The sequence below is a fragment of the Aestuariispira ectoiniformans genome (genome assembly GCF_025136295.1).
In the GTDB taxonomy this organism is placed as follows: Bacteria; Pseudomonadota; Alphaproteobacteria; order UBA8366; family Aestuariispiraceae; genus Aestuariispira_A; species Aestuariispira_A ectoiniformans.
On sequence record NZ_CP062788.1, the window covers coordinates 57,899 to 83,681 of the forward strand.

The window sequence follows — 25,783 nt, forward strand, 5'->3', positions numbered from 1 at the left end:
CCCAATGGTACGTACCGTAGTAATCGCTCAGGCGAGGATGGGCTCCAGCCGGCTTCCCGGCAAGGTGCTGGAGCAACTTGGCAGCAAACCGGTACTTCTTCATGTCTTGGACAGAGCCAGCCAAATTGCCGGAGTTGACGATGTATGTCTGGCAACAACCGATCTCGCCCGGGATGACGCCGTAGCAAAGATCGCGTCGGATGCGGGCTACCCGGTTTTCCGTGGTAGCGAGGAAGACGTCCTCAGCCGTTACGTCGGTGCGGCACAAATGCTTCAGGCGGATCGTATTATACGCATTACCTGCGATTGCCCTTTGATTGACCCGACAATATGTGGAGACGTCCTCGCTTTGATAGAAAACGGGGCTGCCTACAGCTCAAACGTTCCAGATGAGGGGCGCAGTTGGCCGCATGGCCTTGATTGTGAAGCCTTCCTGCGCTCAGAACTGGAACGTGCGCATGAGTGCGCTGAAACCCCGGATGACAGGGAACATGTCACCCCCTGGTTGCGTAGGAACTCCAAACCGCGTGGATACGTCCCTGGTCCGGGCGGTGAGGCAAGCAAGCAACGCTGGACGCTGGATTATCCAGAAGATTTGGCGCTATTAAAGGAAGTTTTCAAACTCCTGCCGTCCAACAGCACAACTATCGACTGGCATGAAGTAATGAAACTTGTTAAATCGCACCCGGAACTAACCGCAATTAACGCACATCGCCGTATAGCTAACTAGCTTTTTTGGAGAACACCAATGTCAAATAATGACAACGTCACACCGCAGGGTAACTTCTGGCAAGGCGAGTTCGGCAATGAATATACAGAGCGGAACGCATCTGACGAGATGTTGGCTGCACGTCGCATGATGTGGAAAAAGTTACTGCCCCTGCTCAGTCCAGCCCCTCAGAGCATCCTCGAGGTTGGCTCCAACCGCGGTAATAATTTAAATGTGTTATCAGAGTTGTCGGAGGCAACGCTCTTCGCCCAAGAACCTAACGACAGTGCGCGTAAGATCCTAGAATCGTCCGGCTTTGTACAACCTGATAACGTGAAAGCCGGTTTCGGTGACAATATCCCTATTGCGGATCAAAGTATCGACTTTGTTTTCACCAGTGGTGTGCTAATTCACGTTGCCCCCGAGAAGCTTGGGGAGACATGCGACGAGATGTATAGAGTTTCCAGGCAATACATTGGCTGTATTGAGTACTTCTCACCTCACGAAGAAGAAATCGCCTACCGTGGGCATAGTGAGCGTCTTTTTAAAAGAGATTTTGGCGGCTATTGGATGGATCGACATCCGGATCTGCAGTTGATTGACTATGGTTTTTTCTGGAAGCGGGTCACCGGGCTTGACGACTTGACCTGGTGGCTTTTCAAGAAAGGCTAGTCCATACAAATATCGGGCTGCCGCCCGGAGCTGCAGCCAATTAGCCAGGCTCCAGTGCTGTGAGTAGATAGCCTTCCCCCTAGACCAACCGATGGAACGCTCCTTGAATTCAATCCAGACAGCTGACTGTGTATCATTATCAGGCTTTCACCCGCATATGGGTTGGCACATGAAGCCTCTTGAGGAATGCACAGTCTATTACAAAGGGTATGTTCACGATCGCAACATCGAAGACGTTGCCGTAGAACTGGCATTGCAACAAGACTGCGATGCTGTGAAAGTCAGCGAGCTTTTAGCATCGTTGGAGGGGCATTTCGCATTTGTCGTGTTGCAGCGGGATAGTACACTACTAGCAGTGGATTGGGCTCGCTCCATTCCCTTACTTTTTACTTTTCGTAAGAATAGGTGGAATATTGCAGACAATGGCGGTGACTTAAGGTCGGTTGCGGGTTTATCTCTTTCAGACGTCAATTTGGACCAGGCCCAGGTTATGGCCATGGCCGGATTTACCTTGGCCGACAATACTCTCTACAAAAACGTATGGAGCGTTCGGCCTGGCCATTTTGTCATTCTGCATTCTGGAACCGAAAGTAGCACGGCAACGCATTATGGCCGCTTCGAACCCTGGCGAGTAGATAACTCCCTGTCCGACGAGCAATGGCAGGAGTCTGCGAAAGAACAGCTTCTTGGCCTCATGCAACGCACGGCATCCACTGCAAACGGCCGCCAGATATTATTGCCTCTCAGTGCCGGGCTGGATTCCAGGCTCATAGCATCAGGTCTAAAAGCCGTTGGATATGACAATGTTGCTTGTTTTTCATATGGCCTTGAAGGCAACTATGAAGCGGATGCGGCGCGGCGCATAGCCAAACATCTTGGTTATCCCTGGCATTTCTTAAGTTCCACACCAAGGCTGTTTCGCCAGCGCCGCAATGCGACAACCTATCAATCGTTTCTGAGTTATGCTGACGCGCTAACGGCCGTCCCCACCGAACAGGATGCAACAACAATCAGCGAGTTGCGAAGCAAACCCTGGGTGAATAACGACGCAATAATTATCAACGGCCAATCAGGCGACTTTATCACCGGGGGCCACGTTCCCGATATACTTGCCAACATGCCCGTAACATCTTCCCAAAAGGACCGCGAAGACAAAATATTCGACGCAACGGTTAAAAAGCACTTCGGTCTGTGGCAGTCACTTCGCACGTCGGACCGCCTTGGTATGATCCGGGAGCTCCTCTTCGACGAAGTGAGACAAGCAGACGCGCCAATGCATGAGGCAGCTCTATGCTACAGCCTGTATGAGTATTCCGAATTTGCCAATCGACAAATCAAATATGTTGTGCAAGGCCAAAGAGCATACGACTATTATGGTTTCCAATGGCAACTACCGCTTTGGGAGCCTGACATGATCCGTTTTTGGCAGTCTGTTCCGTTACATCTGAAGTTGGGCCAGAAGTTGTATCGAGACAGCCTGCTCGACATGAACTGGGGCGGGGTATGGCAAGGGTTTCCTGTACGCAGTTGGATAACGCCCCAGTGGATTAGACCGCTACGCACAGTTGCAAAGGTAATTTCAGCACCGGGTGGCAAGAACTTTTGGCATAAGATGGAACGACGTTTTTTCGCATATCATATGGATGTCCTCACCAATTATGGGGTCTGTTCCTGGCTTGAGGTGGCAACCGGTAAGAGAGATCACCGCAACGCCATTTCCTGGCTATGCAAAGACTATCTGTTCAAGCACGGCCTGGATTTTGACGGTTCCCCATTACGGTAACTCGCATGGTAACGAGAATTGCATATCCCTTTGTCGGTGACTCTGTCGGGGGAAGTCATATTTCATCCCTTGTACTCATACAAAACCTTGATAGGAAGCGGTTTGAACCCCTCATAATATTGCATGAGCTGGGTCCCCTGGCGGATTACCTAAACCAGAAAAATATTCCTTTCATCCACTTACCGATACCCGCCTATGCAGGTAGCACTCCCAATCCACTAAAAATTCTTTGGAACGCCATCAGATCGGCCCCGACGGTCCGGTCTTTCGTCCAGGATAACCGTGTCAACATTGTTCATACAAATGATCTACGTATGAATTTAACTTGGTCTCTGGGCTGCATAGGCAAGTTGACAAAATCCATATGGCATCAACGATCTTTGCCAAAATCACGCTCCTACCTATGGCAAGCAATTCCTTTTTTTACAGATCATACAATTGCTATTTCCCACAAGGCAGAAGGCTCGCTCCGGCATAGCAATAGGTTTCAGATATCAACGATATATAATCCCGTGGTTAAACCGGGCCTCATCAAGCATGAAAACATTAGAACCCAACTGGGGATTGCTCACGATGCTACAGTACTTATTTTCATCGGACGATTGGTTGAATATAAAAGGCCTAATTTCTTTATTGAAGTTGTCGCCAAAGCACAAAAGAAAAGTATAAAACCTGTTCACGGCATATTACTTGGTGCTAACCAAGAAGGCCGTAAAAACGACCTTCTTCAACAAACAGCCTCCAATGATCTCAATGCAAACATTCACTTTGTCGACTTCCAAGCATCGGTAACACCATATCTATTGGCTTCTAATCTACTCATTGCTCCATGCAAAATCGAAGCCTTTGGCCGCACGCTTGTAGAAGCAATGTTTGCTGGCGTTCCTGTTATTGCCGCTGATGCAGGCGGCCATCAGGAAATCATAGACAGGCCAGGCGTTGGTTTTCTATGTGCACCCAATTCAGTTGACGCCTTTGTGGAAAAAATCGTGGAGCTGGAAGCTGACCCAGCTTTATACCAGTCGATTAAAGCCCAAGCTCTCGATATGGCATCCAAAAGGTTTTCTGTAGAATCTCACGTTGCCAGTGTCTCCCGCATCTACGATGACCTTGTTAAGCCTAATGACGTCGAACCAAGGCAATTTCTATGACTATGCTGTCACAAACGAAACTGCTTTGTTTCCTTTCCGATCTTGATGGCGGGGGCGCTCAGCGCACGATGGTCAACATCGTAAATCAACTGGCGAATACCCCTGATTTGGACATTGTTTTCGTTGTCGCCCATTGCCGGGGCGCTGGACAGCAGTGGGTAGATAAAAACATACGATTGATAGATTTGGCATCTCCTCGCCTTCGCAGCAGTCTGTTCAAGCTTGTGAAGGTCATTAACACCGAAAAGCCCGACATTGTTTTCTCGACAATGCTGGACTCGAACGTTGTCGCTACATTGGCCACCCGACTTAGCAGGCAGAGCCCCAGATTAGTCCTGCGAGAAACCAACAGTCACCGTGCACGCAATGACCTCGGAGCGATACGGAAACAGCTCGCTGGTTGGGCCTATCGACAGGCTGATCGGGTTATAGCACTTTCAAACGGAGTGGCGGACGAGATTCTGGCGGACTGCAAAGTAAAAAGAGAAAGCCTTCTCACGTTGCCGAATCCTGTGGATGTGAGCGGAATAAAAGAAAAGGCAGAAAAAGCCCGTCTGAACGATGCCCCATTCTCTGCGAAGGAGCCCACCATCATCAGTGTTGGGCGTCTCACCACACAGAAGAACTTCGACCTTCTCATATCAGCATTTTCTCAGCTGAAAACAAAGGCAAACCTTATTATTCTTGGGGAAGGCCCGGATAGAAAGACCTTGGAAGCGCAAGTGGAAAGGCTCCATTTGGTGGACAGAGTTATGATGCCCGGCTTCGTCAAAACCCCTGAGGCGTGGCTGTCCCACGCTGACCTCTTTGTTCTGTCGTCCCGCTGGGAAGGCTTTGGGCATGTCATTGTCGAAGCTATGGCTTGCGGTGCAGCCGTTATTGCGACCGATTGCCCACATGGGCCGCGCGACATCATCACCAGCGGAAAGAATGGCATTTTGGTGCCAATGGGCGATAAGGACACCCTAAGCCGTAGCATGGATGAAGTTCTTCAGTCAAAACCGCTTAGAGACAAGCTTTCAGCTGAAGGCTCGCGGAGAGCGGAGGCATTTGAACTCAATGCCATCGTTGAACGCTACAAGGAAGCACTCCTTGGAGCCAAGTAGCCCACTGTGAATGGCTTTGCGTCCAAACCTCCACAAATTAGAATCTTCAGGTCTGAAAAAACTCTCATTTCTTGATGATATACATACAGCGGTCCAATGTTCCCTTCCAAACAGGAAGATGTCACGAAGTATCAGATTTTTAGACCGGGAACGTATGTAACCAGAACATTTTTTCAGTCGACATAGTGCCATTGCAAAGCCGTACCGCGTTTGATCTTAGCTTTTGCCTTCCTGCCAACAACATCCTGAAAATGTTTCGGGGCCAAGCCATATCCCGGTCGAATAATTCTTATCTTATCGGAAGTTATTCTCTCACCTGCATCAATATCTCTGATGGCATAAATTGATCGCCGAAACTTAATATTGGCTTCTTCCGCCGGCTTTAGATCATATCCAGCCTTGCCCAAAGCCAACCAAGCGGCCTTTGCACTGGAACATAAGTCCCTCAGTTCGGAGGGTTCAAGAGAGAATTCAGAGTCCGGCCCTTTGTCCGCACGACTAAGGGTTACATGTTTTTCAATAAAACAAGCGCCCAAGGCAACACTCGCGACAGATGCGGTAACACCAAGTGTGTGGTCGGACAGACCAACCAATGTACTGAAACGATCTCTCATATCTGGAATCGTTCTTAAATTGGCCTCTTCAATCGGTGCCGGATAACTGCTGATACAATGCAATAGCAGAAGGTCTTTACAACCGTTGTCGCGAGCACATTCAACGGCCTCGGAGATTTCAGCTAAATTTGCCATTCCCGTCGACATAATGACCGGTTTGCCTGTTTTTGCTATTTTCGAAATCAGCGGCAAATCGACAACTTCAAAGGATGCGACTTTGTAGGCTGGCGCCTCCAACTCTTCCAACAGGTCAACAGCTGTTTCATCAAAAGGTGTGGAGAAAACAGTTATCCCAATTTCACGGGCCTTTGTAAATAAGGCCTGGTGCCACTCAAAAGGCGTTTGGGCCCATTCATAAAGTTTATAGAGATTATATCCGTCCCAAAGCCCCCCTTTTATTTGGAAGTCTTCATTGTCGCAGTCGATCGTCATGGTATCCGGCGAATACGTTTGCAGCTTTACCGCATCGGCCCCCATTTCCTTCGCCATAACGAGTGTTTCAAGCGCACGGTCAAGCTTTCCATTATGATTGGCGGAAAGTTCTGCGACAACATAGGGAGGATATTCCGGGCCAATCCTGCGTTTCTCAATCTCAATATATTTCTGCACGTTAATCATCACTCTCTCCTTCCGCATCAAATATGCGGATCGCCACAACATAGTGATGTAGCCCCTGATTACTTGTTGAGTACATCAACGTTTTGACTGGGTGTTACGCCATCACTAACGAGAAGGCGATACAATGCAACGAAGTCGGTAACATTTGCGCCCTTGGATACACTCTTGTCCTATTTCTTTGTAGCCTGCCTTCAAAAAAGCCTTTCTAGATCGAAGGTTCTCTACCTTTATTATTGCATCGATGGCCTTAACTGGAACACATTCAACAAACTTCACAGTTCCCTGTTGAATAATCCCTGCACCCAACCCTCTACCGCGCTGGTGGGGATCGGTATAAACAGCCACTTCCGCCCTATCTTCATGAACTAGGTCGAAACGTATTTGCCCAACCGGCTGTCCAGCTCCGTCCTCCGCAATATAAATTCTGCATCGATCACTTGCCATCTTGTTCGCAAACCAACGCTCGTGGACCTCCCACGAGAATTGCTCCGAAGAAAGAGACATCTCGCGCACTACCTTGTCCTGTGACCACTCATATAATAGCTGAGCGTCTTCCTTATTCGCTTTTCTAAGCGAAATAGTCATCCTGCGCCTTTCTCAAAACGAACGTGGTAACAAGTCCACATAGAAAAATATGCGAAAAACAAGGAGCATAGTGATAGCAAGGCTAATTGCCTTCCGCGGAAACCAGATCACATATACGGCCCGCTCCAAGTCCATCACAAATCATTTTGCTTCTGGTCACCATTTTCAGCAAAAGCTCACTATCATCACATAGCCTGCGAACATTCTCCTGTATCATGTCCTGACTAATGTCTTCAAACCATCCGAGGGAACGAACAGCACCGGCTTTCGCCAAACTTTTGTCAACCCATTGCTGATTTCTTGCTGTCACAATTGTTAAGGCAGGCAAGCCCAACACACAGCGTTCCCAGGAAGTTGTCCCACTTGCCCCAACAGCCAGATCAGCATCGCACATCACAGATGCCATATTCTTAACGTCAACCAATATCTGTGTTCGGGAATTTGCAAAATTTCTAACTTCCGACAAATGTGGCGCCTCAGAACTCAAGACGACATCAACAACAATCTCCCTATCAAGCCCATAGAGTGCTTCGAGAACTTTTAATGTCACATTGTCCGGATCCATCGCGCCTACGGCGACAAGTATCTTCTTTACCTCTTTCGTAGCATAGCGCCTGAGCAAAGCTTCCTCTCGCGCTTCTGCAAACTGTGGCCTCAAGGGTGCGAAGGCTGGTCCCAGCAAAATACGGCAATCGTCCCGAGTTAGGTTTCTATAGTCCGATTGTTCGCGACCGAAAGTCTGGTCAATCAGGATATCGCAATCATGCGGTCGGTCGGCCAAGTCGTCGAACACCAACAGTCGCGCGAAGTGTGTTTGAAGGCTCCTCTCCCACCGGGCGTCTAGAGAATAATGATCAACAAATAACCATTCGACCCCGCCAAGAGTTTTCAAAACTTCTGCGCAAGCGGCCGCATCGTCTTCCCAAGCGCAACCTAACCATTCATTTGCAACTTGGGCATTTGTCTCAATGCACGGTAACAACACACAGTCATAACCGCGATTTTCAATAACCTCCTTCATGTGCCCTGTGTGAACACGACAGATAAACGTTATTTCATAACCATCTTTGGAGAGTTCATCTGCGAGACTTAAGCAACGCATCACATGTCCACCACCAATCCGGGTGGAAGCATCAGCTCGGATAGCAATACGCTTACTCACAACCATCTCTTACAAAAACCAAACGGTTAAGATCTATCTTCACTATCAAAAATAGCATATCGACATGTCAAGGCATCCTAGTCGTCGGATCTGACGAGCCCACTCCAAATTTGGCGATAGGAAACTGCCTTACCAGGCATCGAGTAAAAATCCCGGATTCGCCTCCGTGCGCGGGACCGCAGATCCTGGCGGTCGCCATGTCCCATGACGATCATTTGTTCAATCTCACCAGCAAGTTTGCCCGGGTTCGACACAGGTGCGACCCTGCCAGTGTCCCCCACTACCTCTGCCGCATCTCCAACGTTCGTCGTCACACAAGGGACACCTGTTGCCATAGCCTCGCCCAAAACATTTGGGAAGCCCTCACCATATGCAGAACTCAATACGATTAAATCCAGGCCACGCATCAAATACGTAACATCCCGCCGTTGCCCTAGGCAAAACGTCACATGTTTTACCCCCTCGGTTTGAACAACCTGTTCTGTCCCCTTACCAATCAGAACAATGCGAACGTGGCCGTATTTCCGAACAATCGCCTCTACAGCCGCCAGAAACGTCGGATAGTCCTTTTGCGGGTCGACACGCGCAACCATACCAATAACAAAGTTCTCGTCAGTCACCCCCCATTCGGACCTGACCGCATCGCGATCGCCTTCATCGGGATACCATTCATCCAGGTCAAAGCCGTTGGGAACATAGCACCATCGCTTTGGATGATAACCTATCTCCGCGTGAACCGCCTTGCCGACTTTACTGTTATAGAGGACACCAGCAGGATATCCCGACAGCCTGGACAAGAGCTGTACTGTCCAACGAGTGAACGGGGAATAATTGGAAAATTCTATGTTGGAACAGCGAATGTTCCAGTAGAGGTTTTCCACACCAGTCAACCAACAAGCAATTGTACCCATCAAATCAGCATGATAGAGCCAAGTAACGACAGAGTCCGGTCGGATAGATATCAGCAACCTGCATAACCGCCAAAGTGCAACAGGCGCTGTGAGAAGTTTTAGATTCAAGCAATGCAGTTCTACGCCCGCATCACGCAGCATCGAGCCGAACACGCCCTCATCCCCCAGAGAAACAACAACCTGCCGGGGTTTCGGTTCCTCAAAATCGAAGGTCACCAGGCGCGACAACATTCGCTCGGCCCCGCCTGCTCCCAGGCCGGTGATAATGTGCACGACTGTTTCAGACACGTGGCCACTGCTCCTGCCAAACACGATACATCAGCACCGTCCACAGCTGTGCTTCATTATTTCTTTCGCCGCTCAAATGGTCACTCCAGGCCTTCCGGATAGGCCCAGCATTTAACAGGCCCTCCGCCTCCAACGCCCTGGGTTCAAGGAGGTCTTCGCACCAATCACGCATGTCACCTTTCAACCATGCGCCGACAGGAATTCCGAACCCTGCCTTGGGTCGTTCGAAAAGACTTTCCGGGAGATAGCGCGATAGAACCTTCCGCAGGGCCCATTTGCCTTTCCCATCCCGCACCCGCAACTGCCGCGGCAGACGAAAAGCCGCCTCCGCCACACGGTGATCAAGCAGTGGCACCCTTGCTTCCAGGCTGACTGCCATGCTGGCACGGTCGACCTTGGTTAGAATATCGTCCGGCAAATATGTCTGGCCGTCCAACACCTGCATCCGTTCCATGAATGGCTGAATATCCTTCTGGACCGTATCATCCCACAGGACATTTTTTGGTTCGACGGCACCAGGCACAATGTCACCCGGCCGGTCCCACACCGTCACCAGACGACGGTACATCTCCATTTCATTATCCATGTCCAGGACATTGGCCACCTTATGCGCCTTCAGCCCCAATTGCGGAATGCGTATCTTTTCCGGCATCATCCGCGCCATCCGGTTCCAGCCGGCGGGCGACAACCCACGAATGGCCCGACTTCCGCTTTTGCGCAAAAACACAGGAATTTGCATCCGACGCCGGTTGATCGCATCCCCCCAAAGGTAACGGTTATAACCGCTGAAAAATTCGTCCCCGCCATCACCTGACAGGCTGACAGTAACACTCTGCCGCGCTAGTTGAGACACAAGATAGGTTGGAATTTGGGAGGAGTCGGCAAAAGGTTCGTCGTAAAATTCCGCCAATTGGGGTATCACACCTTGTGCGTCTTTGGCCGTGATATAAAGCTCATGATGGTCCGTTCCCAGATGTTTGGCGACGGCCTTGGCATGGTCGGCTTCGTTATATCCATCGATATCCATACCGATCGAGAATGTTTTCACCGGCCGGCTGCTTTGCGCCTGCATAAGCGCTACAACGGTTGACGAATCAATGCCCCCTGACAGGAATGCGCCCAAAGGTACATCGGCAATCATCCGGCGGCCAACAGCATCCTTCAACAGATCATGTAAGTGGTCCAGCGTCTCAGCCTCGTCACCATGCAAGGGATTTTCCAATCCTTTGCGGGCGACCTCACAAAGGTTCCAGTATTGCGTCAGCTTAACGGCTCCGTCTTCGTCGACGGTCAGCAGGTATCCAGGTTCCAGTTTGTGGACATCCCTGAAAATTGACAAGGGTGCAGGCACATAGCTGAACCTCATATAGGAACTCAGTGCGTTTGGGTCAATTTCTCCGCGCCAGGCCGGATGGGGGCGCAGAGCTTTCAGTTCCGACCCAAAAAAAAGGCTATCGCCTACACGCCCCCAATATAGAGGCTTGATACCGACCCGGTCCCGTCCCAGGGTCAAGCGCCGTTCCTGTCGATCCCATACTGCAAAGGCGAACATCCCGATCAGGCGCGAAACCGTTTGCTCTATCCCCCAATGGGCGAAGGCTTCCAGTATCACTTCCGTGTCGGAATGTCCGCGAAAACTCGGACAGGAGGCGCCCATTTCGCGCTGCAATTCCTCCCGTACTTCGGTCGCGTTATAGACCTCGCCGTTATAGACGATGACATAGCGTCCGCAGGAGGACTTCATCGGTTGATGACCGGCAGGTGACAAATCAATAATTGACAATCGGGCGTGAGCCAAACCAAGGCCACGCTCTGCATCAATCCAGGCCGCCTGCGCATCCGGGCCACGATGGTGCATAGCCAAGGCCATCGTCATCGCAACCGAACGCAACTCGTCTTCCGTTTTTCCTGCTTTCTGCCAGAAGCCGGCAATGCCACACACGCTGAACTGTCTCCAAAAAATAACAAGGCCGCCATAGGTCCCAGCCAAAGGATTAGCAAACCTGCACCCTGAAAGAAAACCTCTTTCGCACGCCATCACCCCAGGATCACGCTCCTCCAAATATACAAAAAAACCAGCCGGGCTTTCACCCGGCTGGTTTTTTTAACGCCGCTGCTTGATACAGCAGGCTATTCCATCAGAATTTGTAGCCGACGCCGAGACCAAAGATCCACGGGTCGATGTCCACATCGCCCTTAATGGCGCCGTTGTTGATGCTGACATCCGTGTTCAGCCACAGCTTTTTAACGTCCATATTCAGCGCCCAGTTTTCATCCAGGAAGTAGTCGAAACCAACCTGAGCGGCAACGCCGAAGCTGTTGTCGTAGTCAACTTTAAGGCCGTTGGCGCCATCTTCGTTGTAGAACATGGTATAGTTCACACCGGCACCGACATAGGGCTTGAATTTATCGAAATTCGTGAAGTGATACTGCAGGGTCAGGGTCGGCGGAAGCAGGCTGACGTCGCCCAGGTCCACGTCACCAATCGAGGTGCCCTTTGCCTTGGCATCATGTTTCGTCGTGGCCAGGATCAGTTCCGCAGCAATGTTTTCCGTGAAGAAATAGCTAATGTCCAGTTCCGGTACGTAATCATTGCTCACGTCCGGTTCACCGCCGATCGTCGTGCTGCCGCCTTCGTCGGGAACCACGCCAATGCCACGTACGCGCAGCATGAAACCGCTGCCGTCGTCTGCCAGAACCGGGGTCGTAACCATCACGCCGGCCAGCGCAGCCGCCGCAATTTTCAAAGTCTTGCTCATAACAATCACCACAATTGAGACCTTACGGAGAAGCCCCCTGCCCCTCCTCATTTCGCGGTCGGCATCTGACCGCATAGGCCCCGTATTTGCGCTGATTTATATCAATTAACCCAATGACATAATGTCGCGGATGCCCCGGTCTCAGGAATGTCCGACCGCGCCACTGCGGCGATCTTCACGGATCATATCCGATGCTTTTTCCGCGATCATAATCACCGGAGAATTCGTATTACCAGAGGTGATTGTTGGCATGATCGACGCATCAACCACCCGCAAACCGGTCATTCCGCGTACCCGCAATCGATCGTCGACAACGGCTGTGGGGTCATCGCCCATTTTACAGGTCCCGACCGGATGAAAGATCGTTGTCGCGATATTACCCACTTCGCGTACAAGGTCTTCCTCACGCTCAAATTTTATACCGGGAAGCATCTCTTCAGGCGCATATTCGGCCACCGCCTTCGCCGCCATGATCCTGCGCGTCAGTTGTATCGACTTCACAGCCACCTGCCGGTCGCTTTCCGCAGACAGGTAATTCGGGCGGATGGAAGGTTGATCCCTGAAGTCCGGCGACTTGATATGAATACTGCCACGGCTATCCGGACGCAGATTGCAAACCGAGGCCGTAATCGCCGGGAAAGGGTGAAGCGGATCGCCCAGCTTGTCCGTGCTGAGCGGCTGAATGTGATACTCCAGGTCCGGGAACTCCTTGGTCGGATCGCTTTTGGTGAACAGGCCCATCTGGCTCGGCGCCATGGCGAGCGGTCCGCGCTGAAACAGCAGATATTCCAGCCCCATACCGATCTTTCCAAACAGGCTGTTGGCCTTCTGATTCAGGGTCACCGCATCCTTGATCCTGAAGACCGTCCTAATCTGGAGGTGATCCTGCAGGTTGCCGCCAACCCCCTTCAGGTCATGCCGTACCGGGATACCGAAGTCATTCAACACAGCGCCATCACCAACGCCCGACAATTCCAGCAGTTGCGGAGAGGCGACCGCGCCCGCCGCCAGAATGACCTCACCCTTCGCCCGCGCACTGGCAGGCTCGCCATCCAGATCGAAATTAACACCAACCGCGCGCTTGCCTTCCAGGATAAGCGAAGATGTATGTGCCCCGGTCAGCACCTTCAGATTCGACCGGGACATTGCCGGTTTCAGAAAGGCCTTCGCCGTGCTCCAGCGAATCCCCTTGCGCTGGTTGACTTCAAAATAGCCAACGCCTTCGTTATTGCCGGTATTGAAATCGTCAACGCGGGGAATTCCCATTTCCTCCGCCGCCGCCTGAAAAGCATCCAGAATGCTCCAGGAAAGGCGCTGGCGTTCCACCCGCCACTCGCCATCCGTATGATGCAGGTCCGACGGCCCCTTGTAATAGTCTTCCGACTTCAGGAAATAGGGCAGCACGTCCTGCCAGCCCCAGCCCGAATTCCCCAGCTGCCGCCACAGATCATAGTCACCGGACTGACCGCGCATATAGATCATACCGTTGATCGAGGAACACCCGCCCAGCACCTTGCCTCGTGGATAGTTCAGGGCCCGGCCGTTCAACCCCGGTTCGACCTCGGTTTTCATGCACCAATCCGTCCGGGGATTGTTCATGCAATAGAGATAGCCGACGGGAATATGAATCCAGGGGTAGCTGTCCTTGCCACCCGCCTCCAGGATCAACACCGAAATATCAGGATCCTGTGACAATCGGTTGGCAAGCACACAACCGGCAGACCCCGCCCCGATGATGATATAATCAAACTCCCCCTGCTCGCGGCGTGTCGGCGTCGGCATTGTAGACATTCCCTGTTTATTCCATTGCATTCAATGGCGGTTTTATTTGGATGAACTTATCAAAGCATCCTCCACAACCGCTTGTCTACATACCATTGGAACGAAACAGGAAATCGTCGCCCCGGGCTATCGGTCGGCTTTCCCCCGAACATCGGCCATCATGGAACGGTCCGCCTCAAGAGACAGTCCAGCCCCGGTCAAAGCTGGCCCCAGTTGCCAGGCTGCGATGGCGAAGGCCAAAAGAACGGAAATCCATATGAGCAATACTTCAAGCGCGGGCTGTTCGCGCCACGACGTCCATTTGTCTTTCGTCATCGTCCTCCTCCTCCCATCGGACATGGTCAGTCGCCCTCCACGATCCAGAACCTTTCTTTCCCGTCCCGTACGGCCAGTCTGGCCGTATCGAAAATCTGGAAATCGTTGTAGCGAATCTGCTCATCAACAGCGCTTGCATATTCCTTGCCGGAATCGGCATAGGGCAGAAGCGTGGAGACCAGCAAAGTGCCTATGGCCTCGCCGTCGACACCACCCAGATCCGCCCGCCGCCTGCGGAAATCCGCAAAGGCCGGATCTGTATTCAGGGCATGCATATAGGCGTAGACGGAATGAATCAGATGTTCGAACCCACCCTGAACCTGTGCTTTTTCCGCCGGGCCTCTGAGATCAACAGGCTGCGTCGACCGCTTCGGTTTCGGCAGGGCGATGCGGCCTCCGAACAGGGCGTGCTTGTCCTGTACCGCGGGAGACGTCCCCCAGCCGCTGTCGAGAACCGCCTGGGCAAGCGCCAGAGATGGAGGAACCCCGTCCACCCTCCGGTCAAGTTCCTCCAGGTCACCTGACGCCCCATAGTGATGATCAAGCCAGGCAATCTGGCTTCGCAAATCCCCGCCCAGCCTGCGCCCCTGTGCGACGCAATCCAGTGCAGCGGTAACCACGGCACGACGATCCGCAATGATTTCATTCACGCGCAAGATCAGAGGCAGCGCCACCGCAACGAAGACCTCCCGCCGGTCTTCCGAGGTGGCGGCATCCGCCATGTCCTTCGGCATGGATGCCGCATAAACGCGTGGAATCTCCGTTGTTTCCCAGAGGTTGGCCGGATCGACACCCGCCTTTTTATAGGCATCCAGCACCGTTTCACCACGCAGCCCCGACAGCTGCGCCAGCACACCGGTATTTTCATAGATGGAGGCATGATAGGCGGAAAGACGGGGGCCCATTTCACATTGGTCGGTTTCCGCGTTGCGCCACCATTCCTTGGCGCATCCGGCGACCATCAGCGAAGACAGGACCAACAATCCCGCGACCAATCCGGTGTTGCGCTGCCCAAACAACATTTACCCCAGTCCCATGACATAATCACGCCCGGACAAAACCGAAAGCGCGACGAACAAACTCCAATTCCAGACTATGAAAATAGGGATCGGCTCTGAGAAATGTTGCGACAAAGCTGGGGCAAGTGCCGCCAACAGGTCACAGCTTTGTCACAGTGCAGGTATGGTCGTTCTAATGCTGAACCGGAAGCGTAATCCGAATCCGCAAACCGCCTTCTTCCCGATTGGCGGCCGAGATATTGCCACCCAGGGCCTCGATATTGCGGCGGGCAATCCACAAGCCGATCCCGTAATGATCCTCACCGTCAGCCCCGTTATTCTGCGGCCGTTCGCTGACATAGCGGTCGAAGATACGTTGGCAGTCATTGCCGGGAACGCCTGCGCCCTCATCGACAACGTCAATATGGCACAGGCCCTTGTCCTGCCGCAGCGTCACCCCGATCTCGCCATCCTCGGGCGAGAAATCAGCCGCATTGTCGAGAATGTTCTCCAGGGCGGTTTCCAGAATATCCTCTGTCGCCAACACCCGTATGCCCGCAGCGATATCATCCACCACCTCGATATTCGCCACACCGAGATCCGCCTTGTAGCTTTTCACGATCTGCGTCAGGAAGGCCGACAGGTCCATTTCCTCCAGCACACCGTCATAAACGTCGGCAGTCGTTTCATCGAGCTTGCGAACTGTGGAAACAAGGCTGTCCAGTTTGGCGACAGACTTCTCGATCACCTGAATGGCGCGAATGAAACGCGGGTCGGCCTCGTCGCCTGCATGTCTGCGCAATGGCTCCAGGGCCTGGGCGATCACGGCAACCGGCGCCTTCAGGGCATGCGCGTTTTCCTCTGCCGTCTGCCTCAACATCCGCGCGGACCCGCGCAGGGTCTGGACCATGCGGTCAAATTCCACGGCCACCGTATCAAGTTCGGGAATACGGTTTAGCGAACGGAAGGAGGCATGGCCGCGATCGCGATGCGTGATGCGCCCGGCCAGACGCCCGAAACGCCGCAGATTACGCCAGCCATCCAGGAACAGGATGACCACGGCCACCGCCATAACCAGATAAATCATCGCCGCGATCTGTACTTCGGGCGTACGCCAGTATTCCCGGCCAAGCGACGAGTTCAAAACCGCCTCGGTCCGGTCGGATGTAATCACCACCCAACAACCGCTGTCATTGAGAACCGGCGAAACAGAGGTCACGATTTCCGCTTCGTTTTCGTCGGGCTGAAGGCGATCAGCCACGGAATAGTTCCAGTCACAACTGTCACGTATCTTGTCCAGAATACCCGATCCGATCAGGGAGTTCCGCTCGTCCTCCAGATCACTTGTCGATAAGGTCGGCCAGGCCGAGATCAGGTAGAAATTCTTCGCACCGAACTGGCCGCTGGGCCGGAACAGCAGGCGGATAACGGTCTCGTCACCTTCACCGATCGCACGCAGGCGGTCGTTCAACCGTTCAATGCTTTCAGGACTGCCGGGCTTCATGAAAGGCTTCAGGACCATTGCCGCCAGACGGCCCTTTTCCGAGACGCTGGAAAGCAGAAGGCCGTTTTTCTCTTCGTCCGCGCCCTGGAATTCCTGATAGAGAATTACCGGGACGAAGGTGAATACCACCAGCAGCAGCAACAGCCGCACGGCAAAAGACCGCAGCCAGCGGCTGGCAATGGAATTACGCTTGGTTTCCTCAGCCATCGCCCCGCCGCCATCGGTAGCCGTAGCCCGGGAAATTCTCGATATGCTCGAATTCGGGATCGGTCTCACGGAATTTCTGGCGGATGCGTTTTATGAAGGTGCGGACATTCTGCCGATAACCCAGATGCCCCTGTCCTGCTGCAAACCCCTCGCCCCGGACAACGTCGTAAATCTCCCTGTAGGAGAAGTCCTTGCCCCCCTGCCGTGCCAGCGCCACGACGATCTTGAATTCATTGATCGTCAGATTGATTTGCCGGTCCCGCCACAGAACACGATGCCCGGCCTCATCAACCATCAACAGCCCGTATCGTTCGGACGCCTGCTCCTCTCCGGCCTTGTCGGCGCCACTTTCGCGCGCCTGCCCTTTCACGCCTTCCAGGATCAGGGAAATCCTGCGCCCGAGAATGGCAAAGCTTCGCGATTTCTCGACGAAATCGACTGCCCCGCCATGCAGGGCTGCCTCTTCGTAAATCTGTTCTGAAAGCACAGTCAAAAAGATAACCGGCGTGTTGTTATGGCTGACCCGCAAGCGCCGCAACACCTCTATCCCGTTCATATTGGGCATGCGCCAGTCCAGCAGGATCAGGTCGCACCCCTGCCCCGAGGACAAGGCCATCAGCGCCGTTTCACCGTCGCTGAAACTTGTCACGTCATAGCCTGCATCACGCAGGTTCTGTTCCAGGGATTCACGGAAGAGATCATCGTCATCAATGATCATGATTTCGCCCTGTCCGTCCTCCGGACGGGCATCGGTATTCAAAAGATAAGGCTCACTCATGCGCCTGCCCCTGCAAAATGGCAGTGCAGTCTTCATCCCGAACGTTTCGCCCATCGCCCTTCACGTCATAGGCGAGCGTCCGGAAGACCTTGTTTTCCACATCCATATAAAGGAACAGGTCCAAACTGCATTTACCGAACTGATACTCAAGAACTGTTGCAGTGGTATCCTCACGCTTGCCGCTGGCAGGCCCCAGCAAGACGTATATTTCCGCCTCACTTTTACCTATCAGATCACCTGCCTCCCTGACCGTGGGAAAAGGCGCAACCGGTGCCGCCTTGCGGGGCTTTGCCGGTGCAATTTCCGGGCGAACCGGGGGTCGGGGGAAGGTAGCCGCGTCGGGCTCTGGCGGTTGGGGCAGCATGACAACCGGATTTTCGTCAACGCTTTTGGCGTTGTCCTGTGCATCCTGGGAGGTCACGCATCCCGTGAGAGCCAGAAAAACCAGAGATATGCCGACAAGCCGCTGCTGCGGAAAAAACAATTTCACCATCCGAATAACCGCAAAGCCCGATCTTGCACCCCATAACGCGAAAGCTCTCCCAGTTTCGATCGGTTACCACTGAGCGCCGCTAGATAATGTGGCAAGATGGCAACAAAAAGGCAAATCGCGAAAGGGAACGCGCTTTCTTTCCCCCGACTATTGCAACCATCCGCAATCAATAGGGAGGTTGCAATTTTTACCTATATCGCAACTGCATACACAAGAGTCCAGTGCAATCACGCGGTATTTTAAAACCGCGAAACATTACAGGCGACTTCGTGTATACTGGCCCGCGATCTAATGGGAAAAGTGATTGTGACGGCGTGTTTTCCCGGTCCGGGACAGGACGCAACGCCATAGACAGGGAATTTGCCCATGTTTTTTTGGACGACCCTTTCGAACCTGTTGCCCCGAGGCGTGCCGTTCGCTGTCATACTTGCCGCGTCGATGGCAGGCGGCCTCCTGAACAGCACGCCTGCGCGCGCGCAGGAGCCGGTCGACCTTGCGCTGGTCATCGCGATTGATTGTTCTTTCAGCGTGGACAGGGTGGAATACCAGAAACAGCTTCTGGGCATCTCCGAGGCGCTTCGCAACCCATCGGTCATCCAGGCCATCCGTTCGGGCCCCATGAGGGCCGTTGCGATTTCGATGATGCTTTGGTCCGACAGCAACCATCAGGTAACGGCGATTCCCTGGACACGCCTGCGCAGCGAAGAGGACGTCCGGCATTTCGCCGACCTGATCCTCACCCAACCCCGCGCCATCGCCCTGGGTTCAACCTCCATTTCCGCCGCGATCACTTACGCAATGACCATGTACCGGACCAATCCCTATCCCACACCGCGACAGGTTCTCGACATATCCGGCGACGGCAGGAACAACACCGGCTTTCCTGTTGAAAAAGCCCGGCAAGCCGCGGTCTTTTCCGGGGTCGTCATCAATGGTCTCGCCATCACCCAGGATGAACCCACCCTGGATATCTACTATGAGCGCAATGTTATCGGCGGTCCCGGCAGCTTTGTCATTGATGCGCGGAACTATGACGACTACGCCCGGGCGATGCGTATCAAAATGCAACGGGAAATCGGCTATGTGCCCGTCGCCATGGCAGCCCCCCAATGAAATATCATCCGCAGCTTCGTAATGCGGAACGGCTGGCCCGCCTTCTGGACAGCCAGTTCCGCCTTCCCGGCACCAACTGGCGCTTTGGTCTGGATGGGCTTGTCGGCCTCTTTGCGCCGGGCGCGGGCGACACGATCACGGCGGCGCTTGGCCTTTATATTATCGTCACCGCCCATCGCCTCGGCGCCCCGGCAACGATCATCCTGCGGATGCTGATCAACCTGGCCCTCGACTGGCTGGTCGGCAGCATCCCGATCCTGGGCGATATCTTCGATTTCGCCTTCAAGGCCCATCGGCGGAACCTGTCCCTACTGCGCCGCCATGTACTGGATCCGCGCCCAGATCGCGGGATATCCGATTGATTTAAACGATCTGAAGCGCGCCGAAGACCATCTTAGTCCCGACCTGGTCGACCTCACAGAAGAGGAGGCAAATAAATAATAGAGGAATCCCATCTCGTGCTGCGAGTCGGCCCTTAAAATTCACGTATTTGATGGGAGACAAGTAACTGCACAGTCACGCTTTATGCTTTACGGACTACTGCCCGCCAGAACTCCCTGACCAATCAGTCAACTTCTCTCTCCGACTTTCCTGCGTTTTTTTGATATTCCCCCTCTGGTCAAGCGGGATCACTTGCTGTACATCTGCGCCGCCTAAGGACCCTGTTTCTGGATCGAGGCACGCCGAACACCTGCCGGCGCGATCCGACAAGGCCATGGGCGCAAACTCCAACCCCGGGAATCAAGGATTTTGCGCGATGCCAAAACGTACCGACATCGATACCGTCCTCATCATCGGCGCCGGCCCGATCATTATCGGCCAGGCTTGCGAATTCGACTATTCAGGCACCCAGGCCTGTAAGGCCCTGAAGGACGAAGGCTATCGTGTCGTTCTGGTGAACTCTAATCCGGCGACGATCATGACCGATCCGGGCACGGCGGACGCCACCTATGTGGAACCGATCACACCTGCTGTGGTGGCCAAGATCCTGGAACGAGAACTGGCGGAACGCCCCGACGACAAGCTGGTGGTCCTGCCCACCATGGGCGGTCAGACGGCACTGAACACAGCCCTTGCCCTGGATCAGGATGGCACGCTGGAACGACTGGGCGTGGAAATGATTGGCGCCAATGCCGACGTCATCGACAAGGCGGAAGACCGCCAGCGCTTCCGCGCGGCCATGGACAAAATCGGCCTGGAAAGCGCCAAGTCCCGCCAGGTGGGCACCCTGGAAGACGCGATTGAGGCGCTGGATCATATCGGCCTGCCCGCCATCATCCGGCCCAGCTTTACCCTGGGCGGCACCGGCGGCGGCGTGGCCTACAACGTCGAGGAATACAAGAAAATCGTCGAAAGCGGCCTGAAAGCCTCCCCGGTAACGACGGTTCTGGTCGAAGAATCGATCCTTGGCTGGAAAGAGTATGAGATGGAAGTCGTCCGCGACAAGGACGATAACTGCATCATCATCTGCGCCATCGAAAACATCGACCCGATGGGCGTTCACACCGGCGACAGCATCACCGTCGCCCCTGCCCTGACCCTGACCGACAAAGAATATCAGATCATGCGGAACGCCTCGATTGCGGTCCTGCGTGAAATCGGGGTCGAGACCGGCGGGTCCAACGTACAGTTCGCGGTCGACCCGGACAGCGGCCGCCTGATTGTGATCGAGATGAACCCGCGTGTGTCGCGGTCGTCTGCACTGGCTTCCAAGGCAACCGGCTTCCCGATCGCCAAGATCGCGGCCAAACTGGCGGTCGGCTATACGCTGGACGAGTTGAAGAACGACATCACCATGGTGACCCCGGCCAGCTTTGAGCCGACCATCGACTATGTGGTCACCAAGATGCCGCGCTTCACCTTCGAGAAATTCCCCGGCTCCGAACCGATGCTGACCACGGCGATGAAATCCGTGGGCGAGGCCATGTCCATCGGCCGCAGCTTTGCGGAATCCCTGCAGAAAGCCCTGCGGTCCATGGAAACCGGCCTGACCGGCCTGAATGATGTCGAGATCGAAGGCGCGATCGACGAAAACAACGAAGTCCACAAAGGCGCCATTCGCGCAGCCATTTCCCGGACGACCCCGGACCGGCTGCTGAAAGTGGCCCAGGCCTTCCGCCATGGCCTGACCATGGAAGAGATTTACAGCGCCACCAAGATCGACCGCTGGTTCCTGCGCCAGATCGAACATCTGGTCCAGGCCGAAGCTGGTATTCGCAGCAACGGCCTGCCGGGCGACAAAGCGGGCCTGCTGAAACTCAAGAAGCTGGGTTTCTCCGACGAACGCCTTGCCGAGTTGAGCGGCCAGACGGAAGACGCCATTCGCGCCCTGCGCAAGCAGATCGGCGTTCAGCCGGTCTTCAAACGCATCGACACCTGTGCGTCGGAATTCCCCAGCCAGACGTCCTACATGTACTCCTGTTATGAAGGCGATGGCTTCAACCCCGCCCAGTGCGAGGCCGACATTTCGGACAAGAAGAAAGTCGTCATCCTGGGCGGCGGCCCGAACCGGATCGGCCAGGGGATCGAATTCGACTACTGCTGTGTTCATGCGGCCTATGCGCTGTCGGAAAGCGGCATCGAGTCCATCATGGTCAACTGCAACCCGGAAACGGTTTCCACCGACTATGACACCTCCGACCGGCTCTATTTCGAACCGCTGACGGCCGAAGACGTTATTGCGCTTTGCCACAAGGAGCAGGAGAAGGGCACCCTTCTCGGCGTGATCGTTCAGTTCGGCGGCCAGACACCGCTGAAGCTGTCCCATGCATTGGAAAAGGCAGGCATTCCCATCCTGGGCACGAGCCCGGATGCCATCGACCTGGCGGAAGACCGTGAACGTTTCCAGAAACTGCTGCAGGACCTCGACCTGAAGCAACCCCCGAACGGCATTGCCACCACCGAGGAACAGGCCGCACAGATTGCCGAGGATATCGGTTATCCGGTCGTTATCCGTCCGTCCTATGTTCTGGGTGGCCGCGCCATGGAGATTGTCCATAACCGCGCCGCATTGGAACGTTATATGGGGTCTGCGGTAAAGGTCTCTGGCGACAGCCCCGTTCTGATCGACTATTACCTCAAGGATGCAATTGAGGTGGATGTGGATGCGCTGTGCGATGGCACGGACGTCTTCGTCGCCGGTGTCATGGAACATATCGAGGAAGCCGGTATTCACTCCGGTGACAGCGCCTGCTCCCTGCCGCCCTATTCCCTGTCCGACAGTGTCATCGAGGAGATGAAGCGTCAGGCCGAGGCCCTGGCCCATGCGCTTAAGGTGATTGGTCTGATGAATATCCAGTTCGCCGTGCAGGGCCAGAATATCTTCATTCTGGAAGTGAACCCCCGCGCCAGCCGGACGGTGCCTTTTGTTGCAAAAGCAACCGGCAAGCCGGTTGCCAAAATCGCCGCCCGTATCATGGCCGGTGAGAAACTGACGGATTTCGATCTGTCGGACACCGCGCTCGGCGATCATATCGCGGTCAAGGAAGCGGTCTTCCCGTTTGCCCGCTTCCCGGGCGTCGACGTCATGCTTGGCCCGGAAATGCGCTCCACCGGCGAGGTGATCGGCCTGGACACCAATTTCGAAACCGCCTTCGCCAAGGCTCAGTTGGGCTGCGGTGCGGACCTCCCCGCCAAGGGCTGCGCCTTCATTTCCGTGAAGGACAGTGACAAGGAGAAGGTCCTCGACGCTGCACGCATGCTGATCGATGAGGGTATCTCGATCATCGCGACCGCAGGTACGGCCTCCTTCCTGCGTGAACAGGGCCTGGATGTGAAACAGGTCAACAAGGTTCAGGAAGGCCAGCCGCATATCGTGGACGCCATGATCAACGGCGAGGTGCAACTGGTCTTTAACACGACCGAAGGCGCGCAGGCGATCAAGGACAGCTTTGCAATCCGCCAGACCGCGCTGTTGCAGAGCATCCCTTACTACACGACGGTTGCGGGCTGCCGCGCCGCCGCCAAGGCCATCCGCGCCCTGCGCAAGGATGAGCTGGACGTAGCGCCGTTGCAGAGCTATTTCCGCAAAAGCGCATAATACCTGAACTGGCAATATAGGCCGGGACGGCAAAGCCCGCTCCGGCCTATAATATTGTTGCCGAATGCCGCCGGGACAGCGTTTTCTATTGCGCGCCCCTTGACCAGGGTCGGGTAAATACCTATTTTCCTGCCCCTGAGCGTAATAAGGTATGCGCATGTCGGATCGTGAGGTGTTGGCCTCGCGACGGTTTTTTTTTGTGTGTGCAAAAGTGGGTGATGCCGCAAAACGTGGATTGGCGCGGGTTCACCCCCGGATAATGAAGTGGTGTATGGCTCATGGAAAAGGTCCCCATGACGCTGCGGGGCTATGAAGCCCTTCAGGCAGAACTGAAAAACTTGAAATCTGTTGAACGCCCGGCTGTCATCCAGGCAATCGCCGAAGCGCGCGAACACGGCGACCTTTCGGAAAACGCCGAATATCACGCAGCGCGAGAAAAACAGAGTTTCATCGAAGGCCGCATTCTGGAACTGGAAGACAAGACCAGCCGGGCACAGGTTTTCGACCCGGCCAAAATGAATGGCGAGACCGTCACCTTCGCCGCGACCGTCACGGTTGCCGATTGTGATACCGACGAGGAAAAGGTCTATCAGATTGTCGGCGACCTTGAGTCCGACATTTCCAAAGGCCTGATCTCCGTATCCTCGCCCCTGGCGCGCGGGTTGATCGGGAAATCGGAAGGCGATGTTTTCGAGTTGCACTCACCAGGCGGCACGAAGGAATACGAAGTCGTTTCGGTCGAGTTCAAATAAATACATAATGAAGCGGGGCCAAGACCCCGCTTTTTTATTGGCAGGGTCCAACAGGGCGCAAAACAGGGGGAACGTGATGTACAGGCTTTATTGGTCTCGCAATACAGGTGCATTCGCCGTGGAAGCAGCCCTTGCGCTGGCCGGGGCGGAGTATGAGCTGGTCCCCGTCGACACCAGGGCAGGCGCCCATCGCCAGGACGACTACCTGAAGATCAATCCGCGCATGCAGGTGCCGACCTTGCGGCTGCCCGACGACACGGTCATGACCGAGTCTGCGGCCATCCTCATGCATCTGTCAGACCTGTTCCCCGAGGCCGGGCTGCTGCCCGCAGTGGGCACTGCCGAACGCGCCCAGGCCTATCGCTGGCTCGTTTTCATGGCCGCCAATGTCTATGAGGCGGATCTGCGTTATTTTTACGCGGAACGCTATGCTGGTGAAGGTGGCAACATCAGGGCCGTGCGGGAAGCCGCCCTTGGCCATCTGGACCACAATCTGGGAATTCTGGCCGCCTATATGGCCGGTCGCGATACCGTACTGGCCAGTGGCTGGAGCCTCTGCGACGTCTATCTGACCATGCTTTGCCAATGGCACCCGGACAAGCAGCGCCTTTACGGGGACCACGCGGCGCTGAAGGCCTGCACGGTCAGAACGCTGGCGCAGCCGACAATCGCACAGGTCGCCGCCCAGCACCCGGAACTGGCGGCCCAGTAACCCGAGACAAGCCCCGATACAAGAAAGGGCCCGTCCGGGCCCTTTATCTTATTGTTCGATTTCTTCTTCCTCTTCGTGGAAGTCGTCTTCCACATCCACGTCGATGGGAACACCGAAACTGCGCTTGGAATTGCGGATACCCAGGGCCGATTTCACGTGGGAGACATTGGCGGCTGCCGTCAGTTCCTGGGTCAGGAAGCGGTTATAGCTTTCCAGGTCCTTGGCAACGATCTTCAACAGGAAGTCCGTTTCACCCTGCAGCATATGACATTCACGAACCAGCGGCCATTCCTGGACCCGTTCTTCAAAGGCCACCAGATCGCTTTCCGCCTGGCTGACCAAACCGACAAAGGCAAAAACAGTCACGCCATAGCCCAGCATCTCGCCGTTGACATCGGCGTGGTAGCCACGCACGAAACCGGCTTCTTCAAGCGCCCGGACACGACGCAGGCATGGCGGCGCGGAAATACCGGCACGCCGAGCAAGCTCGACGTTGGTCATCCGTCCATCGTCCTGCAGATCGCTCAGAATCTGACGATCTATCTTGTCCAATTTAGTACGGCGCATAGGTCTTCCCTTCCAAAATTCGCCCTTTTGATAAAACAATATTCCACAAGCTGGCAAGAAAATTATAATTCCGAAACTATGGATTCTCGAAAATCAGCGCCATCTTGCGTTGCGTCGCAGGGGCGGGCATAGTCCCGCCAGGACACGGCTGGCCGTGCCCCTACT

23 protein-coding genes are annotated in these 25,783 nt (G+C 54.4%); 10 read left to right on the top strand and 13 right to left on the bottom strand.

The genetic code is table 11. The annotated features are described in order from the left end of the window. Positions 1 to 4: 4 nt before the first annotated feature. From IF205_RS00260 to IF205_RS00280, 5 genes are all read left to right on the top strand, one after another. Positions 5 to 730 (top strand): cytidylyltransferase domain-containing protein, encoded by a 726-nt coding sequence (locus IF205_RS00260; RefSeq protein WP_259781281.1) that lies wholly within the window; start codon positions 5 to 7, stop codon positions 728 to 730. 18 nt (positions 731 to 748) lie between these two features. Continuing rightward, complete coding sequence (locus tag IF205_RS00265) at positions 749 to 1,381, top strand: pseudaminic acid biosynthesis-associated methylase (protein WP_259781282.1); 633 nt, start codon at positions 749 to 751, stop codon at positions 1,379 to 1,381. Positions 1,382 to 1,550: 169 nt separating this feature from the next. Further along, a complete protein-coding gene (locus tag IF205_RS00270) occupies positions 1,551 to 3,164 on the top strand; it encodes an asparagine synthase-related protein (RefSeq protein ID WP_259781283.1) in 1,614 nt (537 codons plus the stop codon). 5 nt (positions 3,165 to 3,169) lie between these two features. Then, positions 3,170 to 4,315, top strand: coding sequence for a glycosyltransferase family 4 protein (locus IF205_RS00275; RefSeq protein WP_259781284.1), 1,146 nt, complete (start codon positions 3,170 to 3,172; stop codon positions 4,313 to 4,315). Beyond that, positions 4,312 to 5,421, top strand: coding sequence for a glycosyltransferase (locus IF205_RS00280; RefSeq protein ID WP_259781285.1), 1,110 nt, complete (start codon positions 4,312 to 4,314; stop codon positions 5,419 to 5,421). The genes IF205_RS00275 and IF205_RS00280 overlap by 4 nt, the downstream gene beginning before the upstream one ends. A 173-nt stretch (positions 5,422 to 5,594) precedes the next feature. Here the strand turns inward: IF205_RS00280 and pseI are convergent, their stop codons facing one another. The 12 genes from pseI to IF205_RS00335 all read right to left on the bottom strand — a co-directional run bounded on the left by pseI (position 5,595) and on the right by IF205_RS00335 (position 18,435). Then, positions 5,595 to 6,653, bottom strand: coding sequence for a pseudaminic acid synthase (gene pseI, locus IF205_RS00285; RefSeq protein ID WP_259781286.1), 1,059 nt, complete (start codon positions 6,651 to 6,653; stop codon positions 5,595 to 5,597). Between the two features lie 105 nt (positions 6,654 to 6,758). Beyond that, entirely contained in the window at positions 6,759 to 7,238 is a 480-nt protein-coding gene (locus tag IF205_RS20605) for a GNAT family N-acetyltransferase (protein ID WP_375542665.1), read from the bottom strand. A gap of 82 nt (positions 7,239 to 7,320) precedes the next feature. Beyond that, positions 7,321 to 8,400 carry a UDP-2,4-diacetamido-2,4,6-trideoxy-beta-L-altropyranose hydrolase gene (gene pseG, locus IF205_RS00290; protein WP_259781287.1) on the bottom strand — a complete coding sequence of 360 codons (1,080 nt, stop codon included), beginning with the start codon at positions 8,398 to 8,400 and terminating at the stop codon, positions 7,321 to 7,323. Positions 8,401 to 8,477: 77 nt separating this feature from the next. Further along, on the bottom strand, positions 8,478 to 9,599 hold the full coding sequence (locus IF205_RS00295) for a glycosyltransferase (RefSeq protein WP_259781288.1): 1,122 nt from the start codon (positions 9,597 to 9,599) through the stop codon (positions 8,478 to 8,480). Continuing rightward, positions 9,592 to 11,541, bottom strand: coding sequence for an asparagine synthase (glutamine-hydrolyzing) (gene asnB / locus IF205_RS00300; protein ID WP_259781289.1), 1,950 nt, complete (start codon positions 11,539 to 11,541; stop codon positions 9,592 to 9,594). Before asnB ends, IF205_RS00295 begins: the two co-directional genes overlap by 8 nt. Before the next feature lie 196 nt (positions 11,542 to 11,737). Beyond that, entirely contained in the window at positions 11,738 to 12,358 is a 621-nt protein-coding gene (locus IF205_RS00305) for an OmpW/AlkL family protein (RefSeq protein ID WP_259781290.1), read from the bottom strand. A 141-nt stretch (positions 12,359 to 12,499) separates the two neighbouring features. Then, positions 12,500 to 14,140: a GMC family oxidoreductase gene (locus IF205_RS00310; protein ID WP_259781291.1), complete on the bottom strand. Its 1,641-nt coding sequence runs from the start codon at positions 14,138 to 14,140 to the stop codon at positions 12,500 to 12,502. Positions 14,141 to 14,266: 126 nt separating this feature from the next. After that, positions 14,267 to 14,455, bottom strand: coding sequence for a hypothetical protein (locus tag IF205_RS00315; protein ID WP_259781292.1), 189 nt, complete (start codon positions 14,453 to 14,455; stop codon positions 14,267 to 14,269). A gap of 26 nt (positions 14,456 to 14,481) precedes the next feature. Continuing rightward, entirely contained in the window at positions 14,482 to 15,477 is a 996-nt protein-coding gene (locus IF205_RS00320; protein ID WP_259781293.1) for a glucosaminidase domain-containing protein, read from the bottom strand. Positions 15,478 to 15,646: 169 nt separating this feature from the next. Beyond that, on the bottom strand, positions 15,647 to 17,164 hold the full coding sequence (locus IF205_RS00325) for a sensor histidine kinase (protein ID WP_259781294.1): 1,518 nt from the start codon (positions 17,162 to 17,164) through the stop codon (positions 15,647 to 15,649). Next, positions 17,157 to 17,942: a response regulator transcription factor gene (locus IF205_RS00330; RefSeq protein WP_259781295.1), complete on the bottom strand. Its 786-nt coding sequence runs from the start codon at positions 17,940 to 17,942 to the stop codon at positions 17,157 to 17,159. The genes IF205_RS00325 and IF205_RS00330 overlap by 8 nt, the downstream gene beginning before the upstream one ends. Further along, positions 17,935 to 18,435: a hypothetical protein gene (locus IF205_RS00335; RefSeq protein ID WP_259781296.1), complete on the bottom strand. Its 501-nt coding sequence runs from the start codon at positions 18,433 to 18,435 to the stop codon at positions 17,935 to 17,937. The genes IF205_RS00330 and IF205_RS00335 overlap by 8 nt, the downstream gene beginning before the upstream one ends. A gap of 366 nt (positions 18,436 to 18,801) precedes the next feature. On the opposite strand from IF205_RS00335, the gene IF205_RS00340 reads away from it, so the two are divergent. From IF205_RS00340 to IF205_RS00360, 5 genes are all read left to right on the top strand, one after another. Beyond that, the gene (locus IF205_RS00340) at positions 18,802 to 19,548 is read left to right on the top strand and encodes a DUF1194 domain-containing protein (protein WP_259781297.1); all 747 of its coding nucleotides are present in this window, start codon (positions 18,802 to 18,804) and stop codon (positions 19,546 to 19,548) included. Then, positions 19,545 to 19,910, top strand: a complete 366-nt coding sequence (locus tag IF205_RS00345) for a DUF4112 domain-containing protein (protein ID WP_259781298.1) — start codon at positions 19,545 to 19,547, stop codon at positions 19,908 to 19,910. The genes IF205_RS00340 and IF205_RS00345 overlap by 4 nt, the downstream gene beginning before the upstream one ends. Positions 19,911 to 20,305: 395 nt before the next feature. After that, positions 20,306 to 23,587 carry a carbamoyl-phosphate synthase large subunit gene (gene carB, locus IF205_RS00350; protein ID WP_259781299.1) on the top strand — a complete coding sequence of 1,094 codons (3,282 nt, stop codon included), beginning with the start codon at positions 20,306 to 20,308 and terminating at the stop codon, positions 23,585 to 23,587. Between the two features lie 278 nt (positions 23,588 to 23,865). Next, the gene (gene greA, locus IF205_RS00355) at positions 23,866 to 24,339 is read left to right on the top strand and encodes a transcription elongation factor GreA (protein WP_259781300.1); all 474 of its coding nucleotides are present in this window, start codon (positions 23,866 to 23,868) and stop codon (positions 24,337 to 24,339) included. Between the two features lie 76 nt (positions 24,340 to 24,415). Continuing rightward, positions 24,416 to 25,051 carry a glutathione S-transferase family protein gene (locus IF205_RS00360; RefSeq protein ID WP_259781301.1) on the top strand — a complete coding sequence of 212 codons (636 nt, stop codon included), beginning with the start codon at positions 24,416 to 24,418 and terminating at the stop codon, positions 25,049 to 25,051. A 48-nt stretch (positions 25,052 to 25,099) separates the two neighbouring features. Here IF205_RS00360 and IF205_RS00365 read toward each other — a convergent pair whose 3' ends face one another. Beyond that, complete coding sequence (locus IF205_RS00365) at positions 25,100 to 25,618, bottom strand: Lrp/AsnC family transcriptional regulator (protein ID WP_259781302.1); 519 nt, start codon at positions 25,616 to 25,618, stop codon at positions 25,100 to 25,102. Between the last annotated feature and the right edge of the window lie 165 nt (positions 25,619 to 25,783).

Bases quoted from the DNA above. Each gene is read 5' to 3' on its own strand.
- IF205_RS00275 (WP_259781284.1), top strand. From the start codon at position 3,170: ATGGTAACGAGAATTGCATATCCCTTTGTCGGTGACTCTGTCGGGGGA.
- IF205_RS00280 (WP_259781285.1), top strand. From the start codon at position 4,312: ATGACTATGCTGTCACAAACGAAACTGCTTTGTTTCCTTTCCGATCTT.
- IF205_RS00325 (WP_259781294.1), bottom strand. From the start codon at position 17,164: ATGGCTGAGGAAACCAAGCGTAATTCCATTGCCAGCCGCTGGCTGCGG.
- IF205_RS00260 (WP_259781281.1), top strand. From the start codon at position 5: ATGGTACGTACCGTAGTAATCGCTCAGGCGAGGATGGGCTCCAGCCGG.
- pseI (WP_259781286.1), bottom strand. From the start codon at position 6,653: ATGATTAACGTGCAGAAATATATTGAGATTGAGAAACGCAGGATTGGC.
- carB (WP_259781299.1), top strand. From the start codon at position 20,306: ATGCCAAAACGTACCGACATCGATACCGTCCTCATCATCGGCGCCGGC.
- IF205_RS00360 (WP_259781301.1), top strand. From the start codon at position 24,416: ATGTACAGGCTTTATTGGTCTCGCAATACAGGTGCATTCGCCGTGGAA.
- IF205_RS00335 (WP_259781296.1), bottom strand. From the start codon at position 18,435: ATGGTGAAATTGTTTTTTCCGCAGCAGCGGCTTGTCGGCATATCTCTG.
- IF205_RS00305 (WP_259781290.1), bottom strand. From the start codon at position 12,358: ATGAGCAAGACTTTGAAAATTGCGGCGGCTGCGCTGGCCGGCGTGATG.
- greA (WP_259781300.1), top strand. From the start codon at position 23,866: ATGGAAAAGGTCCCCATGACGCTGCGGGGCTATGAAGCCCTTCAGGCA.
- IF205_RS20605 (WP_375542665.1), bottom strand. From the start codon at position 7,238: ATGACTATTTCGCTTAGAAAAGCGAATAAGGAAGACGCTCAGCTATTA.
- IF205_RS00365 (WP_259781302.1), bottom strand. From the start codon at position 25,618: ATGCGCCGTACTAAATTGGACAAGATAGATCGTCAGATTCTGAGCGAT.
- IF205_RS00315 (WP_259781292.1), bottom strand. From the start codon at position 14,455: ATGACGAAAGACAAATGGACGTCGTGGCGCGAACAGCCCGCGCTTGAA.
- IF205_RS00310 (WP_259781291.1), bottom strand. From the start codon at position 14,140: ATGCCGACGCCGACACGCCGCGAGCAGGGGGAGTTTGATTATATCATC.
- IF205_RS00320 (WP_259781293.1), bottom strand. From the start codon at position 15,477: ATGTTGTTTGGGCAGCGCAACACCGGATTGGTCGCGGGATTGTTGGTC.
- IF205_RS00345 (WP_259781298.1), top strand. From the start codon at position 19,545: ATGAAATATCATCCGCAGCTTCGTAATGCGGAACGGCTGGCCCGCCTT.
- IF205_RS00265 (WP_259781282.1), top strand. From the start codon at position 749: ATGTCAAATAATGACAACGTCACACCGCAGGGTAACTTCTGGCAAGGC.
- IF205_RS00330 (WP_259781295.1), bottom strand. From the start codon at position 17,942: ATGAGTGAGCCTTATCTTTTGAATACCGATGCCCGTCCGGAGGACGGA.
- IF205_RS00270 (WP_259781283.1), top strand. From the start codon at position 1,551: ATGAAGCCTCTTGAGGAATGCACAGTCTATTACAAAGGGTATGTTCAC.
- IF205_RS00340 (WP_259781297.1), top strand. From the start codon at position 18,802: ATGTTTTTTTGGACGACCCTTTCGAACCTGTTGCCCCGAGGCGTGCCG.